Consider the following 22103-nt stretch of genomic DNA (forward strand, 5'->3'; position numbering starts at 1 on the left):
TAATTCTCTCCTTAGTTTAATGTAAGGTACCACTTTCTTCTGAGAAGTGTCACCAGCTTATAAGGACACTCCTGAAGGAATGTCCCATTTTAATCCAGAAATTTTAAGGGACAAAAGCTTTTAGAGAAGGTTTTTTTGCCGTAGCCATCAAATTCCACAACAAAATTTTCACCCTCCTCCGATATAATATAACCTGTACCGTATTTAGGATGCAAGGCTTTTTTTTGCATTTTTATATATTCTGCTGAATTTTTATCCATATTGCTCTTAATTTCTTTTCTTAGGCCGGATAATGCATGAGCCCTGCCTTTTAATTCCTGGCTTTCAATCAGTTGTTCCGGAATCATCTTAAGATATGGGCTTACGATGGGCAATGCCCTGTAATCCTCGGGATTGGCATGATAGGATATCTCAAGGTAATCCATGGCCCTTGTGATTCCCACAAAAAACAGCCTCTTTTCTTCTTCATCCATAAGCCTTGTGCCCAGAGGCATTATGCCGTAGTTTGCACCTGTTATGAATACATATTTAAACTCTAAACCTTTTGATGCATGCAAAGTCATTAGCTTTATGCTGTCATTATCTTTATCTATACTTTCCTTTATTATGCTTTTACCGTATAGCGATGAATAATCCACTGCCTTTCTTATTCTTTCGAATATGGTTGTATTTTCATGAAATGATACATCTATAAGCTCCTTCAAAAAGTTAAGTATTAATATTTTATCTTCATCATAATAAATGGAGGTGGGGGAAATATAATTATCTATATCGAAATATTCATATAGATGACATTCAAGATCAGTTGTTTCTGGTTTGTTGTTCTCACACCAAGTTTTAAACTCCATGATTTTTAAAACTATTTCTGGAATATCATTAAACTCCTCTTTTTTAATGCTTTCATAAAGGGCGGAAGCTTTTTTTGCAGTCAGCCCCAATCCATATTTTTCATCCTTCAGTACATAGTATAAGCTGTCAACATCCCTGCTGTTTACCGATGCCTTCAAAAGCTTTATAAACCAGTTAAGTACGGGGATATCCTTAATGTTTTTTCTTAAGGATACTTCATAGGGTATACCGTGATTTTTAAAAACATCTTCAAAAACCTGGGACTGTTTTTGCATTCTGTAAAACACAGCTATATCCTTATACTTTATCCCATCAGCAATAAGCTTTTTTATTGTATCCACAAGATACATGGCCTCATTGAAGGAATTATAATGCCTCTTTACAATTATAGAAGCTCCTTTTCCCCTGACACCCTCCAATGAATGGGGCATATTTATAAAGGCCCTGGCAGCCTCTAAAATTGTAGCAGTGGAGCGGTAATTAATGGGTAGCGTCATTTCTTTTGCATTGTATCTTTCTTTAAAGGTATTGAATAAGCTTTGGCTGCTGCCTCTCCAGGTGTAAATGACCTGATTTGGGTCTCCCACTGCAAAAACATGGGTGTTCTTATCCATAAGACCGTCTATCATTTCAAGCTGGTCCATATCCGTATCCTGAAATTCATCAATTATTATCCAGGAAGGTTTAAAATCAGCATTTTTTAATAATATTGAGGCATTTTTTATCAAATCACCAAAGTCCATAACGTTCAACAGCTTTTTTTCTTCACTGAAGCATTCTATGAATTTCTCAATCTCATCCTCATACTTCATGACACCGTATAAGGATACCCCGTTTTTATATTCCTCCATCCTTTTTTCAAGCTTTTTTCTGTATTTTATATTAAGCCTGTATTTATTTATAATCCTGTCAAAGAGGCTTTCCGCATCATTTTGATCAAGTATGGTAAATTCCTTTGTGTATCCTAAATCTTCAACGGGAAGGCATGTACTTAAAAGCTGCCTGGCAACGCTGTGAAAGGTACCGAAAAACAATAAATCCTCTTCTTTGATTTCTCCTACTGCATCGGATTCCAAAATCCTTGCTTTAATCTCCTGTGCAGCTTTGTTGGTAAAGGTCAGTACTACCATGTCCTTTAAGGGTATCTTTTTTTCATGATAAAGATATAAAACCTTATGTACAAGCACTGTGGTTTTACCGCTGCCTACACATGAATTCAAAAGAAGAACCTTTTCATTATTTATAACAGCCTCTCTTTGATAGCTGTTTAAGAATTCCACTGCCTTGTACAATAAATTCACCTACTTTATAAGATCATCATACCTTCTCATTATTTTATCCTTAATGTCTGCCGGCTCCTTGTCTATTAATTTAACTCCTATTTCAAAGGATGATGGAGTTTTTACATATCTTTTTATAGTATTTAAAATTTTCTTTTTATTGCTGCCTTCCATAACCCATTCTTCATAAAATTTAAAATCCGTTACCAGGAAAAGCTTGTTTCCTGCAATCTCTGCTTTATCAATAGTGCTCAAAAAACTGTGGAGGTATTCGCTTTTTTCCCTTAAATGTGTTATAAAATCACCCCATCTTTGGGGCAGCTCTTCCATTTCAAAAGCATATTCTTCAATAACCCTTGGCGGTGCTGCAGCCCTTTTGGTGCTTACAACCTCCTCAGTTTCCTTTAACATGGATTTTAAGCCCCAGAGTATGAGCTCTTTATCAAGATGATAATCCCCCACACAGGCAGGGCAGCCGTCCTCGCAGCTGCATTTATTGACAAGAATGATTGCATCCTCTATTATATCGTAGCCAAAGTCATAGGCTTTTTCCGAAAAGCCTAGGCCTCCCGGATAAAGGTCATATAAAAGTACGTGGGATTTCTTTACCTCCTCATTTTCATCCTTGGTGTTAAACACAGTACTTGACATATCCTCACGGGTGGCCATGGTCCTCATCATGGCTGCGTTTAAGAGGCTGTGCTTTAATCCGTTATAATAGTTGAACATGGTGTAGCTGTTATATGTAAAATCTACTTCATCAGGCACCGTAAACCACAAGCCTTCGGTTTCAATCTCCTGATAAAGGGGAATGGTAATCCTCTCAAAGCCTAAATTCTGATGGTTGTGAAACTGCACCATCTTATATGCCGGCACCGCTTCCTTTACCTTTACGTCGCCAAAGTACTCTGTCGTTCTAAAAACTTCCTTGTGCTTGAATTCCCTCAATACATTTACATCGGTCTCAACAAAGGGTATGGTAAAATAATTCATATCAACTGGCACAACGGTGGCTATCCTGTTTTTCAAATCCAAATCCTCCACGATATATTGCATGCTGTCATGAATATATATGGCCTTTGGATGGACTTCGTGGAAGGCCAGCGTCTCGTCCATTTCCGTTATAATAGTACCGTTTGCCTTATTTAAAACCTTGTAAGTGTTGTTATTAATATTTCTTAAGTTAAAATCTCCTGCCGGGAATTCATTGCCCGACCAAAGAAAATTTCCGTCCTCTCCTTTTAATTCTTTTGCATCTATAAGTACAGGGACGATTTCTCCTAAATCAGGGAAAATTGCGGCATCGTCTAAGGATAGGGGCAGTTCCGCAGCGGCAGCCCTTACATGGGCAAGCTGTATGAAAAGATTGTTCTTATCAATTACGGCATTTTCTACGCCGCTGTTAAGCAGCCAGTCGTTATTGACGGCAATATACTGGTCAACGGGGGATACGTCAAATATCAAAAGTCCGTAGCTTGTCTCTCCCCTCCGGCCTGCCCTTCCCAGCTGCTGCCAGAAGGACGCTTTTGTTCCCGGGAATCCGCATACTATGGATAAATCAAGCTTTCCTATATCAATTCCCAATTCCAACGCATTGGTAGATATTACCCCCATAAGCTTTCCTGCTGACAGCTTATCTTCTATTTCCTTTCTTTCCTCGGGAGTATAGCCTCCCCTGTATCCCGATATTAAGTGAGATAAGTCTTTTCCCAAGGCCGGCTTTCCTTCCATGTTGGTAAGCCTGTCCCTGGTTTCCTTTAAAACTACTTCCACATCCCGGCGGCTTTTGCAAAAGGTAATAAACCTTATGCCCTTATCCACCAAGTCAGGGATTAATTCCGAGGCTTCCTCCTCGGGACCCTTGCGGTACTGGGTATCCCGGATAAAGGGAGGCTGCCAGAAATAAACTACCTTTTCTCCCGAAGGAGAACCGTCCTTTTCAATATGTACAAATTTATCTCCGCAAATACCTTCAGCCAATTCCACCGGGTTTGCAATTGTAGCCGAGCTTAAAAGAAACTGGGGACTGCTTTTATAATAGCGGCATATTCTTAATAGCCTTCTCATTATGTTTGCCATATGAGAGCCGAAGGCCCCCCTGTATGCGTGAAGCTCATCAATTACAAGGAATTTAAGCCTTGAAAAAATGTGATTAAAGCCAAACAAGGAATGGTTGGGCAAAAAAGATGAACTCAGCATCTCCGGATTTGTCAGTATTATATTGGCATTTTTTCTTATTCTGGACCTTTCATTGGGCGGCGTATCGCCATCATATATCCCCGCCTGCAGCTTTTTTAACCCGAAGTGCTCAAGTACAGGGACCATGTTCCTATACTGGTCATGGGCTAAAGCCTTTGTCGGATAAACAAATATGGCCCTGGCTCCCGGGTCTTTTAATATTTTATTGATTACGGGAAGGAGAAAGCTCATGGTCTTTCCGCTGGCTGTAGATGTAGTGATGATTGCATTTTTGCCCATCATGGCATTATCAAACATTTCTTTTTGATGGCAATAAAGCTTATCTATTCCCTGGCTCATGAAAAAATCTACTATGTCTTTATCAAGGCTCTCGGGGAAATTCTCATATATGGGCTGCCTTGGCGGTATCCTCTTGCTTCCTGTTATTCTTTTTCCGTATGTATCAAATTTAAAATCTATCATAATTACCCTCCGGTGCAAAACATATGTTCTACAAACATTTTATCAGAATACAAGCAATAGTTTAATACTTTTAAAAAAATATGGCAGTAAAACCAGGCTCATTGACTAATTTCAAGCCAAATTTTACTGCCATTCTCCCGCCACTGCCTCTATGATATGGTCATCATAGAAATTGCTGCTGTCAAAATAATCTCCGCTGTTAGCCCATGTAGCATCTATTGGTATCCATTTCTCTTCCTCTCCGATATATACTTCGTTCCAGGCATGGCCTGCCCAGCTGTCCATGCTATAACCTTGTCCAACAACTATTCGCACCTTTAAATCCACCGCTCTTGCCATGGCTACATAAAGGTCCGAATAATCCTCACATACTCCTTTTCTGGTGTTAAAAGTCTCAATGGCTCCAAATTTGTCCTTATCACTGTCGCCATTAATTATATTTTTATATTTATCCCAGTCATAATTTATATTGCTTCCAATCCACTCATAAAGGATACGTGCTTTTTTCCTTTGGTCCGTTTCATCTCCTACAAGTTCTTTGGCCTTTTCATTTATTTCATCATTTGACCTGGTTTCGTACTGAAATCTTATATAGCTTAAGGTCTCAAGACTTGCTGAATTGCCTAAAACCTTATTTTCAATTATGTCCGTAGAAATTGCTGAAATGGAGGCTTTAAGATAAACAGGCACCTTAGAGCCTAAACTGCTTCTTAATACAGGTGATACTATATATCCATCTATAAAATTATAAGCCCGGCTTGATTTTGCGTAACTCTCAAGGCCTGTCCCGGGGAAGAAGATAAATACCTGTCCTATTATAAATACCGCACAAATTACAGCTGCGGTACCTTTTATAAGTTCAAGGGTTACTCCCAGCACCTTCACTGAAGTTTTACCTATGGCTTCAATTCTTTTTGCCATAAATTCCGAGAGCGTAAAAAGCAGCTTATCAAAATATGACCTTGTATAAACCAGAACTGAAAATATCAGTAGCAGTATGAGGGGAGTAATAACTAAAAATACCAATATTCCGGCATCAATAATATAATTCATTATATTTGAAGGAATAAGTCTATATACTTTTTCAAATATCCCTTCCTTGACCTCGTCAAACAATACTTTTTTTGTAAGGTATACCGATAATAGTAAAGACCCTATAAACAATGCAGTATCTATTTTGCCGGTTATTGAATAGAGTATATCACTTACAGTAAAATTTCTTTTCAAGCCCTTCAAAAGAAAAATCATAAAAAGGACTATGACTAACAGGGTTAATAAATTCAAATCAGGAATCACTCTCCCCACCCCCCTTGCATATAAATTTAAGCGACTTCTAATAATTTTATATCATAATAAAAGACAAAACAAGGGATGAACCTTCATCCCTTGCATCAAGTTTCCAAATTATTAACATTTCAAAAGCTTCAGCCTTATCTTTAGCAATAATTTCAAAACCATTGTTTATCCATTGAATAGCTCCTTTATTATGGGTGAATAAATAGAGGGGAGCTTTGTTTCAATACTTTTTCCTTTCAGATAAACTAAATTTTCCGGAGCATCCTCAAAATAAATTCTATAGGCATATAAAAACTGATGCATCAATCCGTATTTTTTCCTAAAATAATCGTTAGCTTCCTTTTGGCCGTACTTTTTATCGCCTATTATGGGATAATTCATGCTGGAAAGATGGGCCCTTATCTGATGGCTCCGGCCCGTTATGAGTTCAATTTCCAAAAGCGTGTATTCTCCATTTGTTTTTAAAGCTTTAGCCTTTGTATGTATCTCCTTTGAATCTTCTTTTTTATCTTCTGACACATTTACAATATTCTTTTCGGTATCCTTATCAAGATATGCTTTATATGTCTTCTCCCCGGCAAAAAAACCTTTAACCAGGCATTGATAATATTTTTTTATATCTCTGTTTCTCATCATCTTGCTTAATTCCTGAAGAGCAGGGTAGTTTTTAGCAAAGATAACCAGGCCTCCGGTATTTAAATCCAGCCTGTTTACTGCCGCAGGTTTAAATGTGGTCTCGATTTCAGGGTCGAAGCTTCCCTCTTCATACAGGTAATAAAGCACCTGGTCAATCAGTGTATCTTCCTTGTGAGTTTTATCCGGGTGGAGTATGAGCTCAGGAGGCTTATCGGCAACCAACAGGTTTTTATCCTCAAAAGTGATTTTAAAATCCCTGCCTGCAGGAACAATTGAGCTAAAGCTTTCCTGCTGCTTTAAAATTTTTATTTCCACCTCGTCGTCCGTCTTCAGCCTGTAACTTTCCGCAGCTTTTTTCCCGTTAACCAATATGTCTTTTTTTCTTATCATTTTATATATTTCAGTCAAGGAAGTTGTTTTCAGGTATTTCCTTAAAAACCTGTCAAGCCTTTGGTCTGACTCATTGGCGGTAATTATAATTTTACTCAACTTATCACCTATTTTATATTATCAATTTCCTCAAGCCATATATTGGCTGAAGCGTCGCTTGGCATCCTCCAATCTCCCCTCGGAGAAAGGCTTATGGTACCGACCTTCGGACCGTCAGGCAGGCAGGAGCGCTTAAACTGCTGGGAAAAGAACCTCCTGTAAAACACCTTAATCCACTTTTTAATTTCATCGGTACTATAGCTTTGCTTAAAAGCGTTATTGGCTAAATAAGCTATCTTTTTTGGCGTCGCACCATATTTCATCATGTGATATAAAAAGAAATCGTGAAGCTCATAAGGCCCGACAATATCCTCGGTTTTCTGGGATATCTGCCCTGATTTGTCAGCCGGAAGAAGCTCCGGGCTTACAGGGGTATCCAGTATATCAAACAAAATAGCTGCAGTGTCCTTATCCATTTCTTTTTCTGCAACCCATCTTACCAGGTACCTTACCAGGGTTTTAGGAACGCTTGCATTGACTCCGTACATGGACATGTGATCTCCGTTATATGTAGCCCAGCCCAGTGCCAGCTCGGATAAATCTCCCGTCCCTACCACAAGGCCGCCTATTTTATTGGCGGTGTCCATAAGTATCTGGGTCCGCTCTCTTGCCTGAACGTTTTCATAGGTTACATCCAATATTTCCGGGTCATGTCCGATATCTTTAAAATGTAAAAGGCTTGCTTCAACTATGCTTACTTCTTTAAAGTTGGTATTTAATGCCCGGCACAATTTTATTGTATTGTTATAGGTTCTGTCCGTAGTTCCGAAGCCCGGCATTGTTATTGTATGTATATTCTCTGCAGGCATATTTAAAATATTAAAAGTCTTTAATGTAACTAAAAGCGCCAGAGTGGAATCCAATCCTCCGGATATGCCGATAACTGCTTTTGTACTTCCCGTATGCTCTATCCTTTTTGCCAGGCCTGCCACCTGTATATTAAATATTTCGCGGCACCTTTCATTTCTGGATTCTACATCCGATGGTACGAAAGGATGAGGATTTACCATTCTTTTCAGCTCTTTCAATTCTGCCTTTTTCTGTTTGAATGTAATTCTCCTGAAATTTTTACTGCTTATCTCCTCTGAATCCCTGAAGGTAAGGTTTTTTCTTCTCTCGGAATTAAGTCTTAATAAATCTATTTCTGTAACTATTAATGAGGATTCCCTCTCAAATCTCTCAGCCTGCTCTAAAATCACGCCATTTTCTGCAATTATGGAATGTCCGCTGAATACCAAGTCGGTGGTGGACTCATGAACACCTGAAGCCGAATACACATAGGCGGCTATAAGTCTGGCGCTCTGCTGCTTTACAAGGTCGGCTCTGTAGGCTGCTTTATTAACCAATTCATTGCTGGCAGATACATTTAATAGAAGAGTAGCGCCGGATAAGGCCTGATAAGAACTTGGAGGAATTGCTGACCATAAATCCTCGCATACCTCTATGCCTATAGTGAGCTCCTCAAAACTTTCACTCTGAAATAATATATCCCTTCCAAAGGGGACTTTTTCATTGCAATAAATTATTTCATCGGCTTTATATGTATTTGCCGGAGAAAACCATCTCCGTTCATAAAATTCACTGTAATTAGGTATGTACATTTTAGGCACCACACCGAGTATTTTCCCTCTTTGTATTACAACGGCACAATTGAAGGTAAACTGCATAAAACTGACAGGTGCCCCGACTACAATTACGATATCCCTTCCGGCTGAAAATGTACATAACTCCTTTACTGCCTCGTCACAGGCCTTTAAAAGGCTTTCCTGTCCGAATAAATCACCGCAGGTGTAGGCAGATATTGAAAGTTCGGGAAATGTTATAACTGCAGCATTTTCATCTTCCGCTTTCAAAATAAGATTTTCTATCTCTTTTATGTTATAAACAGGGTCTGCAACCTTAAGTTTTGGTGCCGCTGCTCCTACTCTTACAAATCCATATCTGTTAACCATGCTTATCCTCCAAATATCAAAAATTGCAAAAACTTATATAGATATATTTTATGCTTTAATTGAAAATAAATAAAGGAATATAGGGAGGAAATTTGTCTTTTTTGGAGAAAACTCCATATTATCCTTAAGTTTTTTCGATGTAATGGGAGAATTGGCCATGCACAATATTGAAAAAATACAAATTTATATAATTTCATTCCTGATAATGTTTATATTTATAAACTTTCCTCTAAGGATTTATGCAGTTCCTGCCTTCCCTTCCGGCAGTACACAGCAGAAATTGCAGGGAATATCCCAGGAGGAAAAGGATATATTGGAAGACTTATTTTCTCTGTCAAATGAAATTAAAATGATGGAACAAGAAGAAAAAAAGCTGACTTTGGAAATTAATGAATTTAAAAAAGAAGCTGAAAAGTTGGAATCTGCCATCTTAAAGGAAGAAAAAGAATATGAAATTATGCTTAATTCCTTAAGTGAAGTGCTTAAGGTTTACCAGCGTAAAGGCCCCGGCTCATTTATAGAGATCATACTTAATTCAGACAGCCTTGACACCATGCTGTGGAAACTTGGAACTTTAAGAGACTTATCCCGAAATACCGGAAACCTGTTAAATACTTTAAAAGAAAGCAGGGAAAAACTCGGTGCTAAAAAGGCAGTACTTGATGAAACTTTGAGGAATACCGAAGGTATGTACATAAATCTTAAAGAATCCCTTGATAATAAGCTTCTTTTAAAAGGTAATCTGGAAAGCTACCTTTTGTCCCTGAATGAAGAGAGGGAGCATTATGAAGAGCAATTAGAAACCTTTGAGAATTCTTGGCAGGAGCTTAAAATCATGTTTTCAGGGATTGCATATGAATTCTCAAGGATTATAGAAGAAGGCCGCATTCCTTTTGATGATATTGAAGTTAAGCTTACACTTTCAGGCATTGAAGGTATAATAGAAGAAGAAATTTTTAATGATATTGCAAAAGAAGATGACATTTTATCCCTGATGCAATTAACCTTTAAAAATGACAGAGTTGAAGTATATGTACAGCAATTAAACCTTATGCTTTGGGGCACCTTTGAGGTTATTAACGGGAATACATTAAATTTCAAAGCTCAAGGCGGCAGCTTTTATGGAGTAGCCTTGGATTCAAATGCATTGGAGGACTTATTCAAAGAAGGCCAAATAAGCCTGAATCTGGAACCCTTGATTGGCAAAAGCCGGGTTCAGTCATTAAAAATCAATGACGGCCATTTGAAATTTATAATAAAGCCGGTATTTTAGATAACAACCCTTTTGGAGGCAAATAAAATGATTGAAGCAAAAGATGTTTCTTTGATATATTCCGACGGAACCATCGGACTTAAAAACGTAAACCTTGAAATTATAAAGGGCAGCATGGTGTATATAACAGGCCCAAGCGGTTCCGGAAAAACCAGCCTGTTAAAGCTTTTGATGGGAATGGAATTCCCCACGTCAGGGGTTTTGAATGTATTGGGGCAGGCCATAAAGAAAGAAGACACATCGGGTATATTAAAGCTGAGACAAAGGATGGGGCCGGTATTCCAGGAATTTAAGCTTATAAAGGGACGGACGGCTGTGGAAAATGTAATGCTGGGCATGCGTTTTTTGAATTTTACATATAATCAAATTAAAGAGGACTCTATTTCTGCATTGAAAGAGGTAGGTCTTTTTCATAAAGCCCAGTCTTTAGTGGAAAACCTGTCCTATGGAGAGTGCCAGAGGGTAGCCATAGCCCGGGCTGTAGCCAGAAGACCTGAATTGATTCTTGCCGATGAACCCACAGGTAATTTAGACACAGACAATGCCGTCAAAATATTAAATCTTTTAGCTTCTTTTAAAAATGATAGCAGGACAGTTATAATAACAACCCATGCCACCCATCTGATCGAGGGCAAAAAAGGAGCCATGTATATACGCATAAGCGAAGGAAGCATTCATTGTGAAAGGCTGGAGGAAGCTTAAAATGAAAAGTATTTTTAATAACACCGGTTATTTTCTAAAAGAAGTAAAGACCATTTTAAAGACGAACCTTTTATCCAATGTTTTTTCTTTTTTCAGTACAGGCCTCATATTTTTCATTCTGACAATGATAATTTCATGCTGGTGGATAAGCAGCCGTGCCGTTGAGGTTATACAGGGTGAGGCAGAAATAAATGTATATTTTGATGAAGGTATCGGTAACGAAGCGGTTTCTAAGCTTATGGAAAATATAAAGGCCATAGATGGAGTGAAAGATGTACGCCTGGTAGATGAAAATGAAGCATACAGCCGTATGGAAGATATACTGGGGAAAGATGCTCAAATACTGGCATTCTTTGTTCAAAACCCCTTCAGTCCTTTTTTAGAAATTAAAATCCATCTTGAGAATATAGACTCAATTTTGAAAAACCTTAATCTTATAGAAAATGTCAGCTATATAAGGGATAACAGGGAGATTTTAGACCGGATCCGTGATATTTCAGAAGTTCTCCGCATACTGGGATATATAGTTGTAGCTACTGTGGGTATTTCTACGCTGGTTATCATATCCCATATAATAAGGTCGGGAATATACAACAATAGAGATCAGATAAATACCCTGAGACTATTAGGTGCTCCCGGATATTTTATCGCTTTCCCTTTTATACTGGAAGGATTGTTGTTAACCGCCGGAGGTGCAGTGCTGGCTGTTATTGTTGCAGTTATTGCATTAAAATACGTTTATGCCGGCTTGTCCGGCCCCCTTCCTTTTATCCCGCTGCCTCCCATTGAAGAACTGGTTTTGGGCCTTTCCATAACAGTTATATTACTTGGTGCATTTCTTGGAATTGCAGGAAGCATATTTGGATTTGTATCCGCAAGAGATAGATAAAGCTTTTTTACCCGGCTTTTAACAGACGGGCTGCCCTTTTCCATGGACTTGTTCAGTATTTCAATGAGCAAAGGCTTTAAATGTGTATGATGCAGTGTTAAATCAAAGAGACACTGGATGGAGTTGACTTTAACTATATTGCTTTTGCTCATATTTATCCAATCTTTCAAAAGTTCAACTATCTTTTTTACTTCACTTTCTTCTAAATCCAATCTTGAAAAAATCTGTGCCAGGTGCCACCTGACCTCCTGCTGTTCAATTGCTGCCACTTCATTTATAAGTTTATCTTTATGCTTATCAAGCAAATAAGGTTTTATCCGGCTCACCTTTTCAATAGCATCACAAGCCCTCATCCTTACAATGGCATCTTCACTTTGCATGCCTTCAAAAACTCTTTCAAATAATCCATCATTTTCAAGTATATCCGATACCACTTCATCGGCTCTGCCTATTGAACGCAAATCCCCGCCCTTTAACTTTTCCAGTACATCCATGGCAAAAACCCCCTACCTCTTATAACTGCAAATTAAACTCCCATTGCCTTTGCCAATAGTGAAAGCTTATTTATTGTTTTCCAATTGCGTACAGTTGCCGGGGCATCCAAAATATGAAGCTTATTGGCAAGCTTCGAGTTGCGGATGCTGTTATGAAATAAAAGAAAAACATCCCGGCCTATAATCCGGAATTCATCGCTTTCATTTTTATAAACATCCAATCGCTCTACTTTTTCTTTAGAAGGAGCATGGATTAACAACGAAACATACAGGCATTCCACTTGTGACGATGCTTCTGCTTCTGAAATTTCCTCATTTGAAAAAGGGCAGCTTCGGCAAATCTCTTCCAGCTCAGCAGCTGTCCTTAAAACAACTGCCACTGAAAATCCAAAGGCTTTTTCGATTTCACCCTCAATTTTTTCCCGAAGGGGTTCTTCCTCCTCTTCCGATTTAAAAAGGACATTTCCGCTCTGTATATATGTTTGTACTTCAGAAAGCCCCATATGCTCAAATAAACTTTTCAAGTCGGACATCAAAATTCTGTTTTTTCCGCCTACATTAATGCCCCGAAGAAGTGCCGCATAAATAGTCACAATGAATCCCTCCTTAATAATCAAAATCTGAAACTGCCATCCTTTAATCATTTTAAAATATTATTTTTTATGGCTCCATAATTATATTAAGCATTTTATCCGTATTATTAATAAATTCCTTCATAATCTGATAATGCTCTGTTTTTTTATATTCCACTTTATTAAAACCATTATTGATTTCATATATTATTGAATCAGGATAAGACATGATAATTGGGGAATGAGTAGCAATTACAAACTGCGAATCTTTTTGTATTAGCTCATGCATCCGCGAAAGCAAAGCTAGCTGCCGTGACGGCGATAGCGCAGCCTCAGGTTCATCTAAAATATATAAGCCTTTTCCTGAAAATCTATTCATAAACAACGACAGGAATGATTCACCGTGGGATTGTTCGTGTAATGAAAGTCCTCCATAAGAATCTATAATCCTTGGCCCCCGCCCATCTTCCTTATCCAATTCTTGAATATATGTGGCAGCATTATAAAAACTTTCTGCTCTAAGAAAAAATCCGTCTCTGGGTTTTTTAATTCCCTTTACTAACTTTATATATTTATATAAACCTGAATGAGTATCCGATGTTGAAAAGTTAAAGTTTTTTGTACCGCCTTCGGGATTGAATCCATATGATGCGGCAATCGCTTCAAGTATAGTTGATTTACCGGTACCATTCTCACCTACAATAAATGTAACTTTGGGGTGTATTTCTAATGTATATAAATTCTTAATGGCAGGCAATGAATAGGGATATGTGGAAAATGATTCTATCTTTTCCCTGCACAGCTCAGCTGCCCTTAAATATTGATTGGAACTTCTTTTAAGCAATTAAAATTCCTCCAATTTGTTCATGGCCAATTTTACCTTTTTATATAATGCAAATCCTATAATGCAGCCTAAGGTATTTAATATAATGTCGTCAATATCAAATACACCCACATTAAAAACAAATTGCATGGACTCAATAACTATTGTAATTATAGCAGAAAATACTGCCATAATAATCGTACTGTTAAATCCTTTAAACAGTAACGGCATAAAAAAGCCCAGCGGTATAAAGGTTACTATGTTAGCAGCAAGATTAATAAATAAAATATGAAAACTATATTGTTCACTGTTAACAAAATAATTCCAAATTGTTTTAAAGGGATAAAGATTATACCTTCTTATGCCGCTGGAACTTCGGTAGGGGCCTATAAATACCTGCCATAACATTAGTATTGAATAGCAAAAGAAAATTACCCAAGATAATTTTAATATTTCCTTTCTATTTTCCCGCAACAAATTTTTTATATTATCAAGCATCTTAATTATCTCCATTATTAACTACTGATATTATTAACCTTCTTATTCGCATACTTATCTTTCAAAATCCAAATCACAGTTATAACTGCATATATGGCTGTATAGTTTAAAAAAATATCTCTGTATGCATTTTTATGAAGTTCATCAAATAAACCTGTAAACCAGACATATGCCAGTACAAGAAGCATTGTAATGGTATAGGGTATTATATGATTGAGAATTTTAAGCTTAAAATTCATATTTGTAACTATTGCTATAGCCAGTATACCGATAAGCACAACAATTGCCCGGTTTATTAAATGCATGTGAGTATCATAAATGACTCCCTGGTATAAGTTAATAAGGCTGCTTATAATTGTAGTTATGGTATAAAAAACGCAATAAATTACAGCATAGCGTCTTGTAATAAAGTAAAGCTTTTCTTTCATTACCTCCGCCTCCTGATTGTGTTTTTCCAACTTATTATAAAATCTCCGGGAATCTCTTAAAATATATTCTACCATAGCTTTTAATCTATTTATATCTTCCAGTAAATTAAAAAGGAAGCTTTTAAGCTCCCTTATCCGTAATAAATACTCTTTATAAATTAATTTGAATCATTATATATTCATTTTGACAGCTAACTTGGAAAGCCTGTTTTTCAAATACATTTTAAACTTTTGAACAACCGGCATATCTGGTTTTTTGCAAATTAATACGGAATCCTTCCATATTTCCCCTCTATCGGGATAGTCAATTGGATACCAATCGGTATATACTTCCAATACTTCCAATCCGCTGTATCGGGCCAAAGCCCTGAAACCATCCGGATAATATCTCCAGCAATCCACCGGATATCTATGCTCAACACCGGCAGAAGGGGCAATGATACATAATAAACCTCCATACTTTGCTACCCTGCTTATCTCCAACATGGTAGCCCAGAAATATTCTATATGCTCAAAGGCCTGCCCCGATACCACCACATCAAATGAGTCAGACTTTACTTCCTTCCAATTATAAACATCTTTAAGCACTATATCTACATTATTGCCTTCTTCCATATCACATCCGTAATACTCCCATTTTGGATTATCAAACAGCGGTTTATAAGAGCCATTGACATCCTGGCTGCCAATGTCTATAATTTTAATTTCTTTATCGGTATAATCGGATAAATATTTGGCCACAAATTTCTCCATTTTTAAATATGAACCAATATGCATATCGTTATTCTCCTAAAAGTTTTCTTAATATAAGCTATGACTTTTTTGATAGTCTGCTACATTAATTTCTCATGCATATGGGGATAATATATAAAAAAAGCCGTGCATAAAAAATCTTTTCTTAATATGCTTTATGCACGGCTTTATACATGGGATACGTTAATTATTTGTTATACAACTCTCTATTTGAGCTTTATTTATAAATAAGCCACGTCTAAAACAGAGGAGTCATCTTCATCGCCGGATGGCCTTTTTCCTCAAGGAAGGGAACAATTTCCTCCGCTGATGTACCTATGGATTCATCGGCTATCTTATTGATAAAATCTTCCCCAAGACCTTCCTCAATACTTCGTTTAATGAATTCTTCCCTCAGATAATCCTTTAATTCCTTAGGCATCCACACAATTCTTGCCATTCCTCCATCGGCTTTTAAAAACTTCCTGCTTAATATATATCTCCTGCCTATTCCCATAAATCCTGGAGACTGTGTCCCGCCGCCGACAGTACCGGCCAGAGTCGAGAATGACATTCCGCATGGTGTTATTCCCCCATGTTCCCTGCTTGTAATCATCACCCCGTTGACCTCAGGCATCATGGCTATAATTGCTTCAAAGCAGCCGCAGGATGTCATGGGGTTTTCCATTAACGTGTATAGCGATACTTCTTCCAGCATATGGTTTGAGTTGTTATAAACAAAGTCATTTACACTTTTCCATATGCCTTTCACTTCATCAATTGCACCTTCTTTTTTTATGGGACGGTTAGGCCCCGTTGGAGTTATTTCATAGGATGCCTTTGCATCAAGCCAGCTTACGGCGCCGCATAAGCCTACGCGCTCGGGAGCGACCACACATACATGGTTGGGCGCAAAGGATTGGCATAAGGTACAGGAATAAAGCTCCTCTACAGATTCATCAGTTAAACCTTTGAGCCTCTCATCCCTCTTTACATAAATTCCCCTTGCTTCTTTTATCTGTTCATTGACCAGTTTTTCATCGGTATATAGTTCTACTTCAACGCGGTCCACAAGTGCCGGATACTCGGATTTAAACTTGGCTATCAAAAGCTCTCCAAAATGCCTAATCTTAAAACCCTTTGCCTTTGCATCCTTACTTATTCTGAGCCAGCATAAATCCCTCTGGGCTACATGCCACAATCCTTCTCCGTAATTTATAAAATAGTGGACTCTTCTTTCCAGTACGCTTTCAAAATCCTGGTGCATCTTCCTGCCGTATATCTTTATTTTTATACCCAAAGGAAGCTTGCTGCCTTCTTCAATTTCATCTATTTCAGGCCCATGCACCGTAATTTTGCCGTCTTCAATTTCATCGGGGCCTACCATTTTCACAAGTTCAAAAGCAGTTGTCCTTCCTCCTCCGAATTCTACGTAAGTATCGCCTTTTCTTATGGTCTCTCCTTCGAAGGCAGGCCCTACCATAATAGGTACGTCAATATTTGTGATTCTTAGCTTGATTCCTCTTGTCTCCAGCGCGAGGGGAACTATTTTTTCGTAGTCTGTTTCAGATATAACCCAGTCGGGAATTCCTTCTTCCAAAGGGAGATCTGTAATGGTAGGGAACCCCAGTAAAGCAGCGCCAAATGCCGCCGATATTCTGATTTCATCCAGCGGACCCAATGCTATAACAAAAGCCATGACCCTTTTTTGCTGGTATTCAAGATGTGCCGCCTTATTTCCCGGGGCAATACCTCCAAAAGCCAATCCTCCTCTTAGAGCAAAATTCACAGCATGTATGACCTGAGTAAACTTTCCGAGAGGTACGGTAAAGGATTCAAGCCCAAGATTGACTCCTTCCTCTATAAGCTGATCGATAATATCATCCACCAGCAATATTACAATACCTTTTGACTTCAATTCATTAATCAGTTTTGCCGCCGACTTGCTGTCCTTAGCCTTGCCCAGTACGACAGCAACACCCGGTATAGTATTGTCAACAAGCTGTACTCCGAGAGCCCTTAAAACTGTGTCGGGAATAAATCCGGCTCCAGGCGGCGTAACAGGAGACTTTCCGTTAAGGTATCCTAATGCTTCTATTATTTCAGCTGCGTAAAGAGTTACTTCACCGTTAGAGAGAGCGCCTTTAAGCGTCAAATCCTCTTTGAGATTTTCAGAGCGTACCCTGTTTATGACAGGCACAATGTCATTCAGTGTTTTTACACTTTCGCTGCCCAGTGCTGTAATAACGGGAAGCTTATAAGCAGTTCCGGGATATTCTATAGTTGCATTCCCGCCATTTTCTTCAATGGCTTTACTCAAGAGCGACTCAGCAACGCCGATAGCAGCTGCTGCGCCATCATAAGCCGCTTTAAAAAGTTGAGTTGACATAATATCTCCCCTTCCAACAAAAACTTTGTTCTGTTAGAAGATATTTTAACATAGTATATCCTTAAAAACTGTCAGCTATATGACAATTGTATAATTTTTAACATATCACGATGAAAGAATCATACCTTTCAACTCACCTATATCTTTTATAAGTATTGTACGCCGTCCCAATTTAGATAAAATTCCTGATTTATAAAAATCATTGAGCAGCAGTGAAATGGTCTGCCGTGTTGTCCCGAGCATCATGGCAATTTCCTCGCTGCTTAAATTAAGCTCAACTATAATGCCCTCTTCCCTTGCCATACCCTTTTCTTCTGCTGCACGAATTATAAATTCTATGAGTCTTTGATTAACCTCTTTGAAAACCAGACCGTTTATTATTGATATGGAGTTTTTCAGAAGGTCGCCCAGTACCTGTATTACTGTCAACATAAATGTAGGATGCTCGGTCATCACTCTGCCGAAGCTTTGTATGTCGGCAATCATTAATTCACAATCTTCAAGGGCTTGTATATAGGCCCGGGTGTGAGTACTGTATACGGCTCCGGCTTCTAGGATTGATAAGGTAAACTCTTTTTCACTGTAGGCAAGATAAACTCTTACCCTTCCTTTCTTAACGACAAAGACAAGATTTTCTTCATGATTGGGATGGTATATTATGTCTTTCTTTTTAAAATTCTGGCTTCTGAATATTTTCAGCCAGTGTGAATATTCTTGTGAATTTAATACTTCCAGTAGGCTTAAGTTCGTTAACTTCATTCTCTTATGCATTAATCCTACTCCTTCAGTAATTTATTTTATCTTTCTTAGGTATGATTATATTCGTTTAGGCCGAAATGGGCAAGGTTCCCTAAGTTAATTATCTATAAAAAGCAACAGCAGCTGAAAATATCTTCAGCCGCTGTGTATTTTAGGAAAGGATTGTTTTTAAATCTTCTTCCGGTGTTGAGATTGGCTTTAATCCGAATTTTTCAACAAGAACACCAAGAACATTACTCGATATAAATGCCGGAAGTGTAGGTCCTATATATATATTCTTTATTCCGAGGGCAAGGAGTGTCAATAAAATGCACACTGCTTTTTGTTCATACCATGAAAGCACCAAGGTCAAGGGCAGGTCGTTTACTCCGCACTCAAAGGCATTGGCAAGGGCTACAGCAACCTGTATCGCCGAGTAGGCATCATTACATTGCCCCATATCCATTATCCTTGGAAGACCGCCTATTTCTCCTATATTAAGGTCATTGAAGCGGTATTTTCCGCAGGCTAAGGTTAAAATTACAGTATCCTTAGGAGATTTTTCAACGAACTCTGTATAGTAATTTCTTCCCGGCCTTGCACCGTCGCAGCCTCCAACCAAGAAGAAATGCTTTATGGCGCCTGCTTTCACAGCGTCGATAACCTTATCTGCCACCGAGAGAACAGTATTTCTTGCAAAGCCTGTCATAAGCTCTGTGCCGCCGTTAATGCCTGTCATTATTTTATCTTCGGAGTAGCCGCCAAGCTCTATTGCTTTTTCAATTACCTTAGTAAAGTCCTTTTTACCGCCTTTTTCTTCAATGTGCACCAATCCAGGATAAGCGACAACTGCTGTAGTAAACACCCTGTCTATATATGATGGCTTTGGAGGCATCAGGCAGTTTGTTGTAAACAGGAAGGCTCCGGGAACTTCCTCAAATTCCTTTTGCTGGTTCTGCCATGCAGTTCCGAAATTACCCTTAAGCTGAGGATATTTTTTAAGCTCGGGATATGCATGGGCAGGAAGCATTTCACCATGGGTATATACATTTATTCCTTTTCCTTCAGTCTGCTCTAAAAGCTGCTTTAAATCATACAGATCATGGCCGCTTACCACAATAAATGGCCCTTTTTCAATGATAGTTGTCACCTTTGTAGGAACAGGATGGCCATAAGCTGATGTATTTGCTTCATCTAAAAGCGCCATGCATTTTAAGTTTATATGGCCAAATTCCATTAAGATATCCAGCCATTCATTTATGGAGTATTCTTCTCCTATAGCCTTCATGCCTTTATAAAGCCAGGCCGTAACCTCTTTATCTTCTTTTCCTAAATTAACGGCATGATAGGCATATGCTGCCATACCGCGTATTCCCAAAAGCAGCGTGGACCTTAAGGATACTATATCAGTATCTCCGTTCCACAAATTATCAAAGGCCAAATCTTCAGCCTTTCCATACCTTTCTTTTTCACTATTAGCCAGGCTTATTAATTCCTCCAGTTTTGCGGCATCGAAATTAACATTGGTTATAGTGGCAAAAAGTCCATCCAGCATAACCCGGTCAGTTTCTTTTATTGTTTCTTTGCCATATGCAGACCTCGCAAGGCCTACCAGCGCACAGGTTAATTCATCCTGTTTGTTTGAAACCTCCGGATTTTTGCCGCATACTCCTGATACAGTACATGCCTTACCGCCGGCAGTCTGCTCACATTGAAAACAAAACATATTACTCATTATTAGTACCCCCTAGTATTTTTTAATTTATATTAATTTTCAATGATATCTCCGTTTGTACCTATGGTTACCACACTCCATGGAACAAGCTTTCCGCTGTTTAAAAGAGCCTGTTTTACTGCATTTACAATTCCCCCGCAGCAAGGGACTTCCATTCTCAAAACTGTTATGCTTTTTATTTCGTGTGACATAATTATCTGGGTAAGTTTTTCTGAATAATCTATGGCATCAAGCTTGGGACAGCCTATTATTGTTATCTTGTTTCTCATAAAGTCATTATGGATGTTGGCATATGCAAAGGCTGTACAGTCTGCTGCCACCAGAAGGTGAGCATTCTCAAAATATGGTGCGCCGGGAGGAACAAGCTTTATCTGTACCGGCCACTGATTTAGCTGGGATTCCATTGAAACTTGAGTTTTTACTTCTTTAGCTACTCCCTTTTTCTCAATAGCTCTTGCCTGGCTCCCAGGGCATCCGCAGCCTAATGTTGCAGGTATTGAAGGCTTCTCTTCTTTATGCTTCATCGCTTCCATGTTCTTTTTTACTGCCTCTTCGTCAAAGTCATCTGCCTCCCGCTCAATGATTTTCATAGCTCCTGTAGGGCATTCGGGAAGGCAGGCGCCAAGTCCGTCACAGTAGGATTCTGATACAAGCTTTGCTTTTCCGTCTATTAATTTTAATGCTCCTTCATGACAGGCATTTATACATATCCCGCATCCGTTGCATCTATCTTCGTCAATGGTGATTATCTTTCTTATCATTTCAAAACCTCCTTTTATTTTTAAGGAAAATGTCCATATTTAATGTTAGGAAACATTTTCCCTTTTTTTAAAGAAATATATCTGGGTCAGTCGGAGAAGCCTCCGGCTAATTCTCTTGTCTTTGTGAATTTATTTTAATATAATAATGATAAATAATCGGTAACCATGGTTACCAAAAATACGGGTGATATAAATGTATGAAAAATGGCTGGATACTATAAATAAATGCAGTTTGTTTCAGGATATGAATCCTGTTGGCTTACAGGCTATGTTTGAGTGTATGGGACCCAGGCTGGGAAAATATAAGAAGGGTGAAAATCTGGCAATTGAAGGCGAAAAATTCGAAGGAATAGGCATTATGCTCTCGGGAGAGGCCGCAGTTACTAAAGAGAATGCTGCAGGCAACAGAGTAATTATAGACATAGTGGGACCATCGGATATGTTCGGTGAAATTGCTGCATTTTCCGCCGAAAGAGCCTGGCCGGCAACGGTTGTTGCCCAGGATAACTGCGAGGTCTTATTCCTCCCCCCTGATAAGATAATAAGCGAATGCCAAAACCTATGCCTATGCCATAAGAATCTTGTTAACAATATGCTTCGCATAATATCCGACAAGGCGTTGATGCTCAATAAAAAGGTGGAGTATTTAACAGTTAAAAGCCTTAGAGGCAAGATATCAAAATTTTTGCTGGAGCAGCAAAGAACAGTTAAGAGCACCACATTTCTTATGCCAATGAACCGTAATGAGCTGGCTGACTTTCTAAATGTATCAAGGCCATCTCTTTCAAGGGAGATGGCCAGAATGATGGAGGAAGGCATCATAGATTTTTACAGATCTTCAGTTAAAATAAAAGACATGGAAGGCCTGAAAAATATGATAGAGTAGCGTTATAATTAAAATGCGAT

18 protein-coding genes are annotated in these 22103 nt (G+C 38.5%); 4 read left to right on the top strand and 14 right to left on the bottom strand.

Going from position 1 to position 22103, the window contains the following annotated elements:
- Positions 1-89: 89 nt before the first annotated feature.
- The 5 genes from OXPF_RS11885 to OXPF_RS11905 all read right to left on the bottom strand — a co-directional run bounded on the left by OXPF_RS11885 (position 90) and on the right by OXPF_RS11905 (position 9163).
- Positions 90-2141 (bottom strand): ATP-dependent helicase, encoded by a 2052-nt coding sequence (locus OXPF_RS11885; protein WP_054875422.1) that lies wholly within the window; start codon positions 2139-2141, stop codon positions 90-92.
- 9 nt (positions 2142-2150) lie between these two features.
- A complete protein-coding gene (locus OXPF_RS11890; RefSeq protein ID WP_054875423.1) occupies positions 2151-4790 on the bottom strand; it encodes a DEAD/DEAH box helicase in 2640 nt (879 codons plus the stop codon).
- Between the two features lie 123 nt (positions 4791-4913).
- On the bottom strand, positions 4914-6086 hold the full coding sequence (locus OXPF_RS11895; protein WP_054875424.1) for a transglutaminase-like domain-containing protein: 1173 nt from the start codon (positions 6084-6086) through the stop codon (positions 4914-4916).
- 165 nt (positions 6087-6251) lie between these two features.
- Positions 6252-7211, bottom strand: coding sequence for an RluA family pseudouridine synthase (locus tag OXPF_RS11900; protein ID WP_054875425.1), 960 nt, complete (start codon positions 7209-7211; stop codon positions 6252-6254).
- An 8-nt stretch (positions 7212-7219) separates the two neighbouring features.
- Positions 7220-9163, bottom strand: coding sequence for an NAD(+) synthase (locus tag OXPF_RS11905; protein WP_054875426.1), 1944 nt, complete (start codon positions 9161-9163; stop codon positions 7220-7222).
- Positions 9164-9320: 157 nt separating this feature from the next.
- Here OXPF_RS11905 and OXPF_RS11910 point away from each other — a divergent pair, with 157 nt between their 5' ends.
- Genes OXPF_RS11910 through OXPF_RS11920 form a run of 3 tightly spaced genes read left to right on the top strand, consistent with a single transcriptional unit; the run spans position 9321 to position 12027 of the window.
- A complete protein-coding gene (locus tag OXPF_RS11910; protein WP_054875427.1) occupies positions 9321-10436 on the top strand; it encodes a coiled-coil domain-containing protein in 1116 nt (371 codons plus the stop codon).
- 27 nt (positions 10437-10463) lie between these two features.
- Entirely contained in the window at positions 10464-11138 is a 675-nt protein-coding gene (locus OXPF_RS11915) for a cell division ATP-binding protein FtsE (protein WP_054875428.1), read from the top strand.
- A 1-nt stretch (position 11139) separates the two neighbouring features.
- Positions 11140-12027 (top strand): cell division protein FtsX, encoded by an 888-nt coding sequence (locus OXPF_RS11920; RefSeq protein WP_054875429.1) that lies wholly within the window; start codon positions 11140-11142, stop codon positions 12025-12027.
- 526 nt (positions 12028-12553) lie between these two features.
- Here the strand turns inward: OXPF_RS11920 and OXPF_RS11925 are convergent.
- From OXPF_RS11925 to OXPF_RS11965, 9 genes are all read right to left on the bottom strand, one after another.
- Positions 12554-13114, bottom strand: a complete 561-nt coding sequence (locus OXPF_RS11925) for a DUF1697 domain-containing protein (protein ID WP_054875430.1) — start codon at positions 13112-13114, stop codon at positions 12554-12556.
- Positions 13115-13181: 67 nt separating this feature from the next.
- Positions 13182-13937 (bottom strand): AAA family ATPase, encoded by a 756-nt coding sequence (locus OXPF_RS11930; protein ID WP_054875431.1) that lies wholly within the window; start codon positions 13935-13937, stop codon positions 13182-13184.
- Entirely contained in the window at positions 13938-14414 is a 477-nt protein-coding gene (locus OXPF_RS11935; RefSeq protein ID WP_054875432.1) for a VanZ family protein, read from the bottom strand. It abuts the gene before it with no gap.
- Between the two features lie 17 nt (positions 14415-14431).
- Positions 14432-14842 carry a DUF6608 family protein gene (locus OXPF_RS11940; RefSeq protein WP_054875433.1) on the bottom strand — a complete coding sequence of 137 codons (411 nt, stop codon included), beginning with the start codon at positions 14840-14842 and terminating at the stop codon, positions 14432-14434.
- A gap of 171 nt (positions 14843-15013) precedes the next feature.
- On the bottom strand, positions 15014-15619 hold the full coding sequence (locus OXPF_RS11945) for a methyltransferase domain-containing protein (protein WP_054875434.1): 606 nt from the start codon (positions 15617-15619) through the stop codon (positions 15014-15016).
- 214 nt (positions 15620-15833) lie between these two features.
- Positions 15834-17963 carry an acetyl-CoA decarbonylase/synthase complex subunit alpha/beta gene (gene acsB, locus OXPF_RS11950; protein ID WP_054875435.1) on the bottom strand — a complete coding sequence of 710 codons (2130 nt, stop codon included), beginning with the start codon at positions 17961-17963 and terminating at the stop codon, positions 15834-15836.
- Positions 17964-18068: 105 nt separating this feature from the next.
- Positions 18069-18734, bottom strand: a complete 666-nt coding sequence (locus OXPF_RS11955) for a Crp/Fnr family transcriptional regulator (protein WP_054875436.1) — start codon at positions 18732-18734, stop codon at positions 18069-18071.
- Between the two features lie 139 nt (positions 18735-18873).
- Positions 18874-20436: a hydroxylamine reductase gene (hcp, locus tag OXPF_RS11960; protein WP_054875437.1), complete on the bottom strand. Its 1563-nt coding sequence runs from the start codon at positions 20434-20436 to the stop codon at positions 18874-18876.
- Positions 20437-20468: 32 nt separating this feature from the next.
- Entirely contained in the window at positions 20469-21197 is a 729-nt protein-coding gene (locus tag OXPF_RS11965) for a 4Fe-4S binding protein (RefSeq protein ID WP_054875438.1), read from the bottom strand.
- A 193-nt stretch (positions 21198-21390) separates the two neighbouring features.
- On the opposite strand from OXPF_RS11965, the gene OXPF_RS11970 reads away from it, so the two are divergent.
- Entirely contained in the window at positions 21391-22083 is a 693-nt protein-coding gene (locus OXPF_RS11970) for a Crp/Fnr family transcriptional regulator (RefSeq protein WP_054875439.1), read from the top strand.
- Positions 22084-22103: the final 20 nt, after the last annotated feature.

This window comes from Oxobacter pfennigii, from assembly GCF_001317355.1.
In the GTDB taxonomy this organism is placed as follows: domain Bacteria; phylum Bacillota; class Clostridia; order Clostridiales; family Oxobacteraceae; genus Oxobacter; species Oxobacter pfennigii.

Excerpts from the sequence above, each read along its gene's own strand:
- OXPF_RS11945 (WP_054875434.1), bottom strand. The coding sequence starts at position 15,619 with ATGCATATTGGTTCATATTTAAAAATGGAGAAATTTGTGGCCAAATAT.
- OXPF_RS11965 (WP_054875438.1), bottom strand. The coding sequence starts at position 21,197 with ATGATAAGAAAGATAATCACCATTGACGAAGATAGATGCAACGGATGC.
- hcp (WP_054875437.1), bottom strand. The coding sequence starts at position 20,436 with ATGAGTAATATGTTTTGTTTTCAATGTGAGCAGACTGCCGGCGGTAAG.
- acsB (WP_054875435.1), bottom strand. The coding sequence starts at position 17,963 with ATGTCAACTCAACTTTTTAAAGCGGCTTATGATGGCGCAGCAGCTGCT.
- OXPF_RS11970 (WP_054875439.1), top strand. The coding sequence starts at position 21,391 with ATGTATGAAAAATGGCTGGATACTATAAATAAATGCAGTTTGTTTCAG.
- OXPF_RS11915 (WP_054875428.1), top strand. The coding sequence starts at position 10,464 with ATGATTGAAGCAAAAGATGTTTCTTTGATATATTCCGACGGAACCATC.
- OXPF_RS11920 (WP_054875429.1), top strand. The coding sequence starts at position 11,140 with ATGAAAAGTATTTTTAATAACACCGGTTATTTTCTAAAAGAAGTAAAG.
- OXPF_RS11905 (WP_054875426.1), bottom strand. The coding sequence starts at position 9,163 with ATGGTTAACAGATATGGATTTGTAAGAGTAGGAGCAGCGGCACCAAAA.
- OXPF_RS11890 (WP_054875423.1), bottom strand. The coding sequence starts at position 4,790 with ATGATAGATTTTAAATTTGATACATACGGAAAAAGAATAACAGGAAGC.
- OXPF_RS11940 (WP_054875433.1), bottom strand. The coding sequence starts at position 14,842 with ATGAAAGAAAAGCTTTACTTTATTACAAGACGCTATGCTGTAATTTAT.
- OXPF_RS11935 (WP_054875432.1), bottom strand. The coding sequence starts at position 14,414 with ATGCTTGATAATATAAAAAATTTGTTGCGGGAAAATAGAAAGGAAATA.
- OXPF_RS11955 (WP_054875436.1), bottom strand. The coding sequence starts at position 18,734 with ATGCATAAGAGAATGAAGTTAACGAACTTAAGCCTACTGGAAGTATTA.
- OXPF_RS11910 (WP_054875427.1), top strand. The coding sequence starts at position 9,321 with ATGCACAATATTGAAAAAATACAAATTTATATAATTTCATTCCTGATA.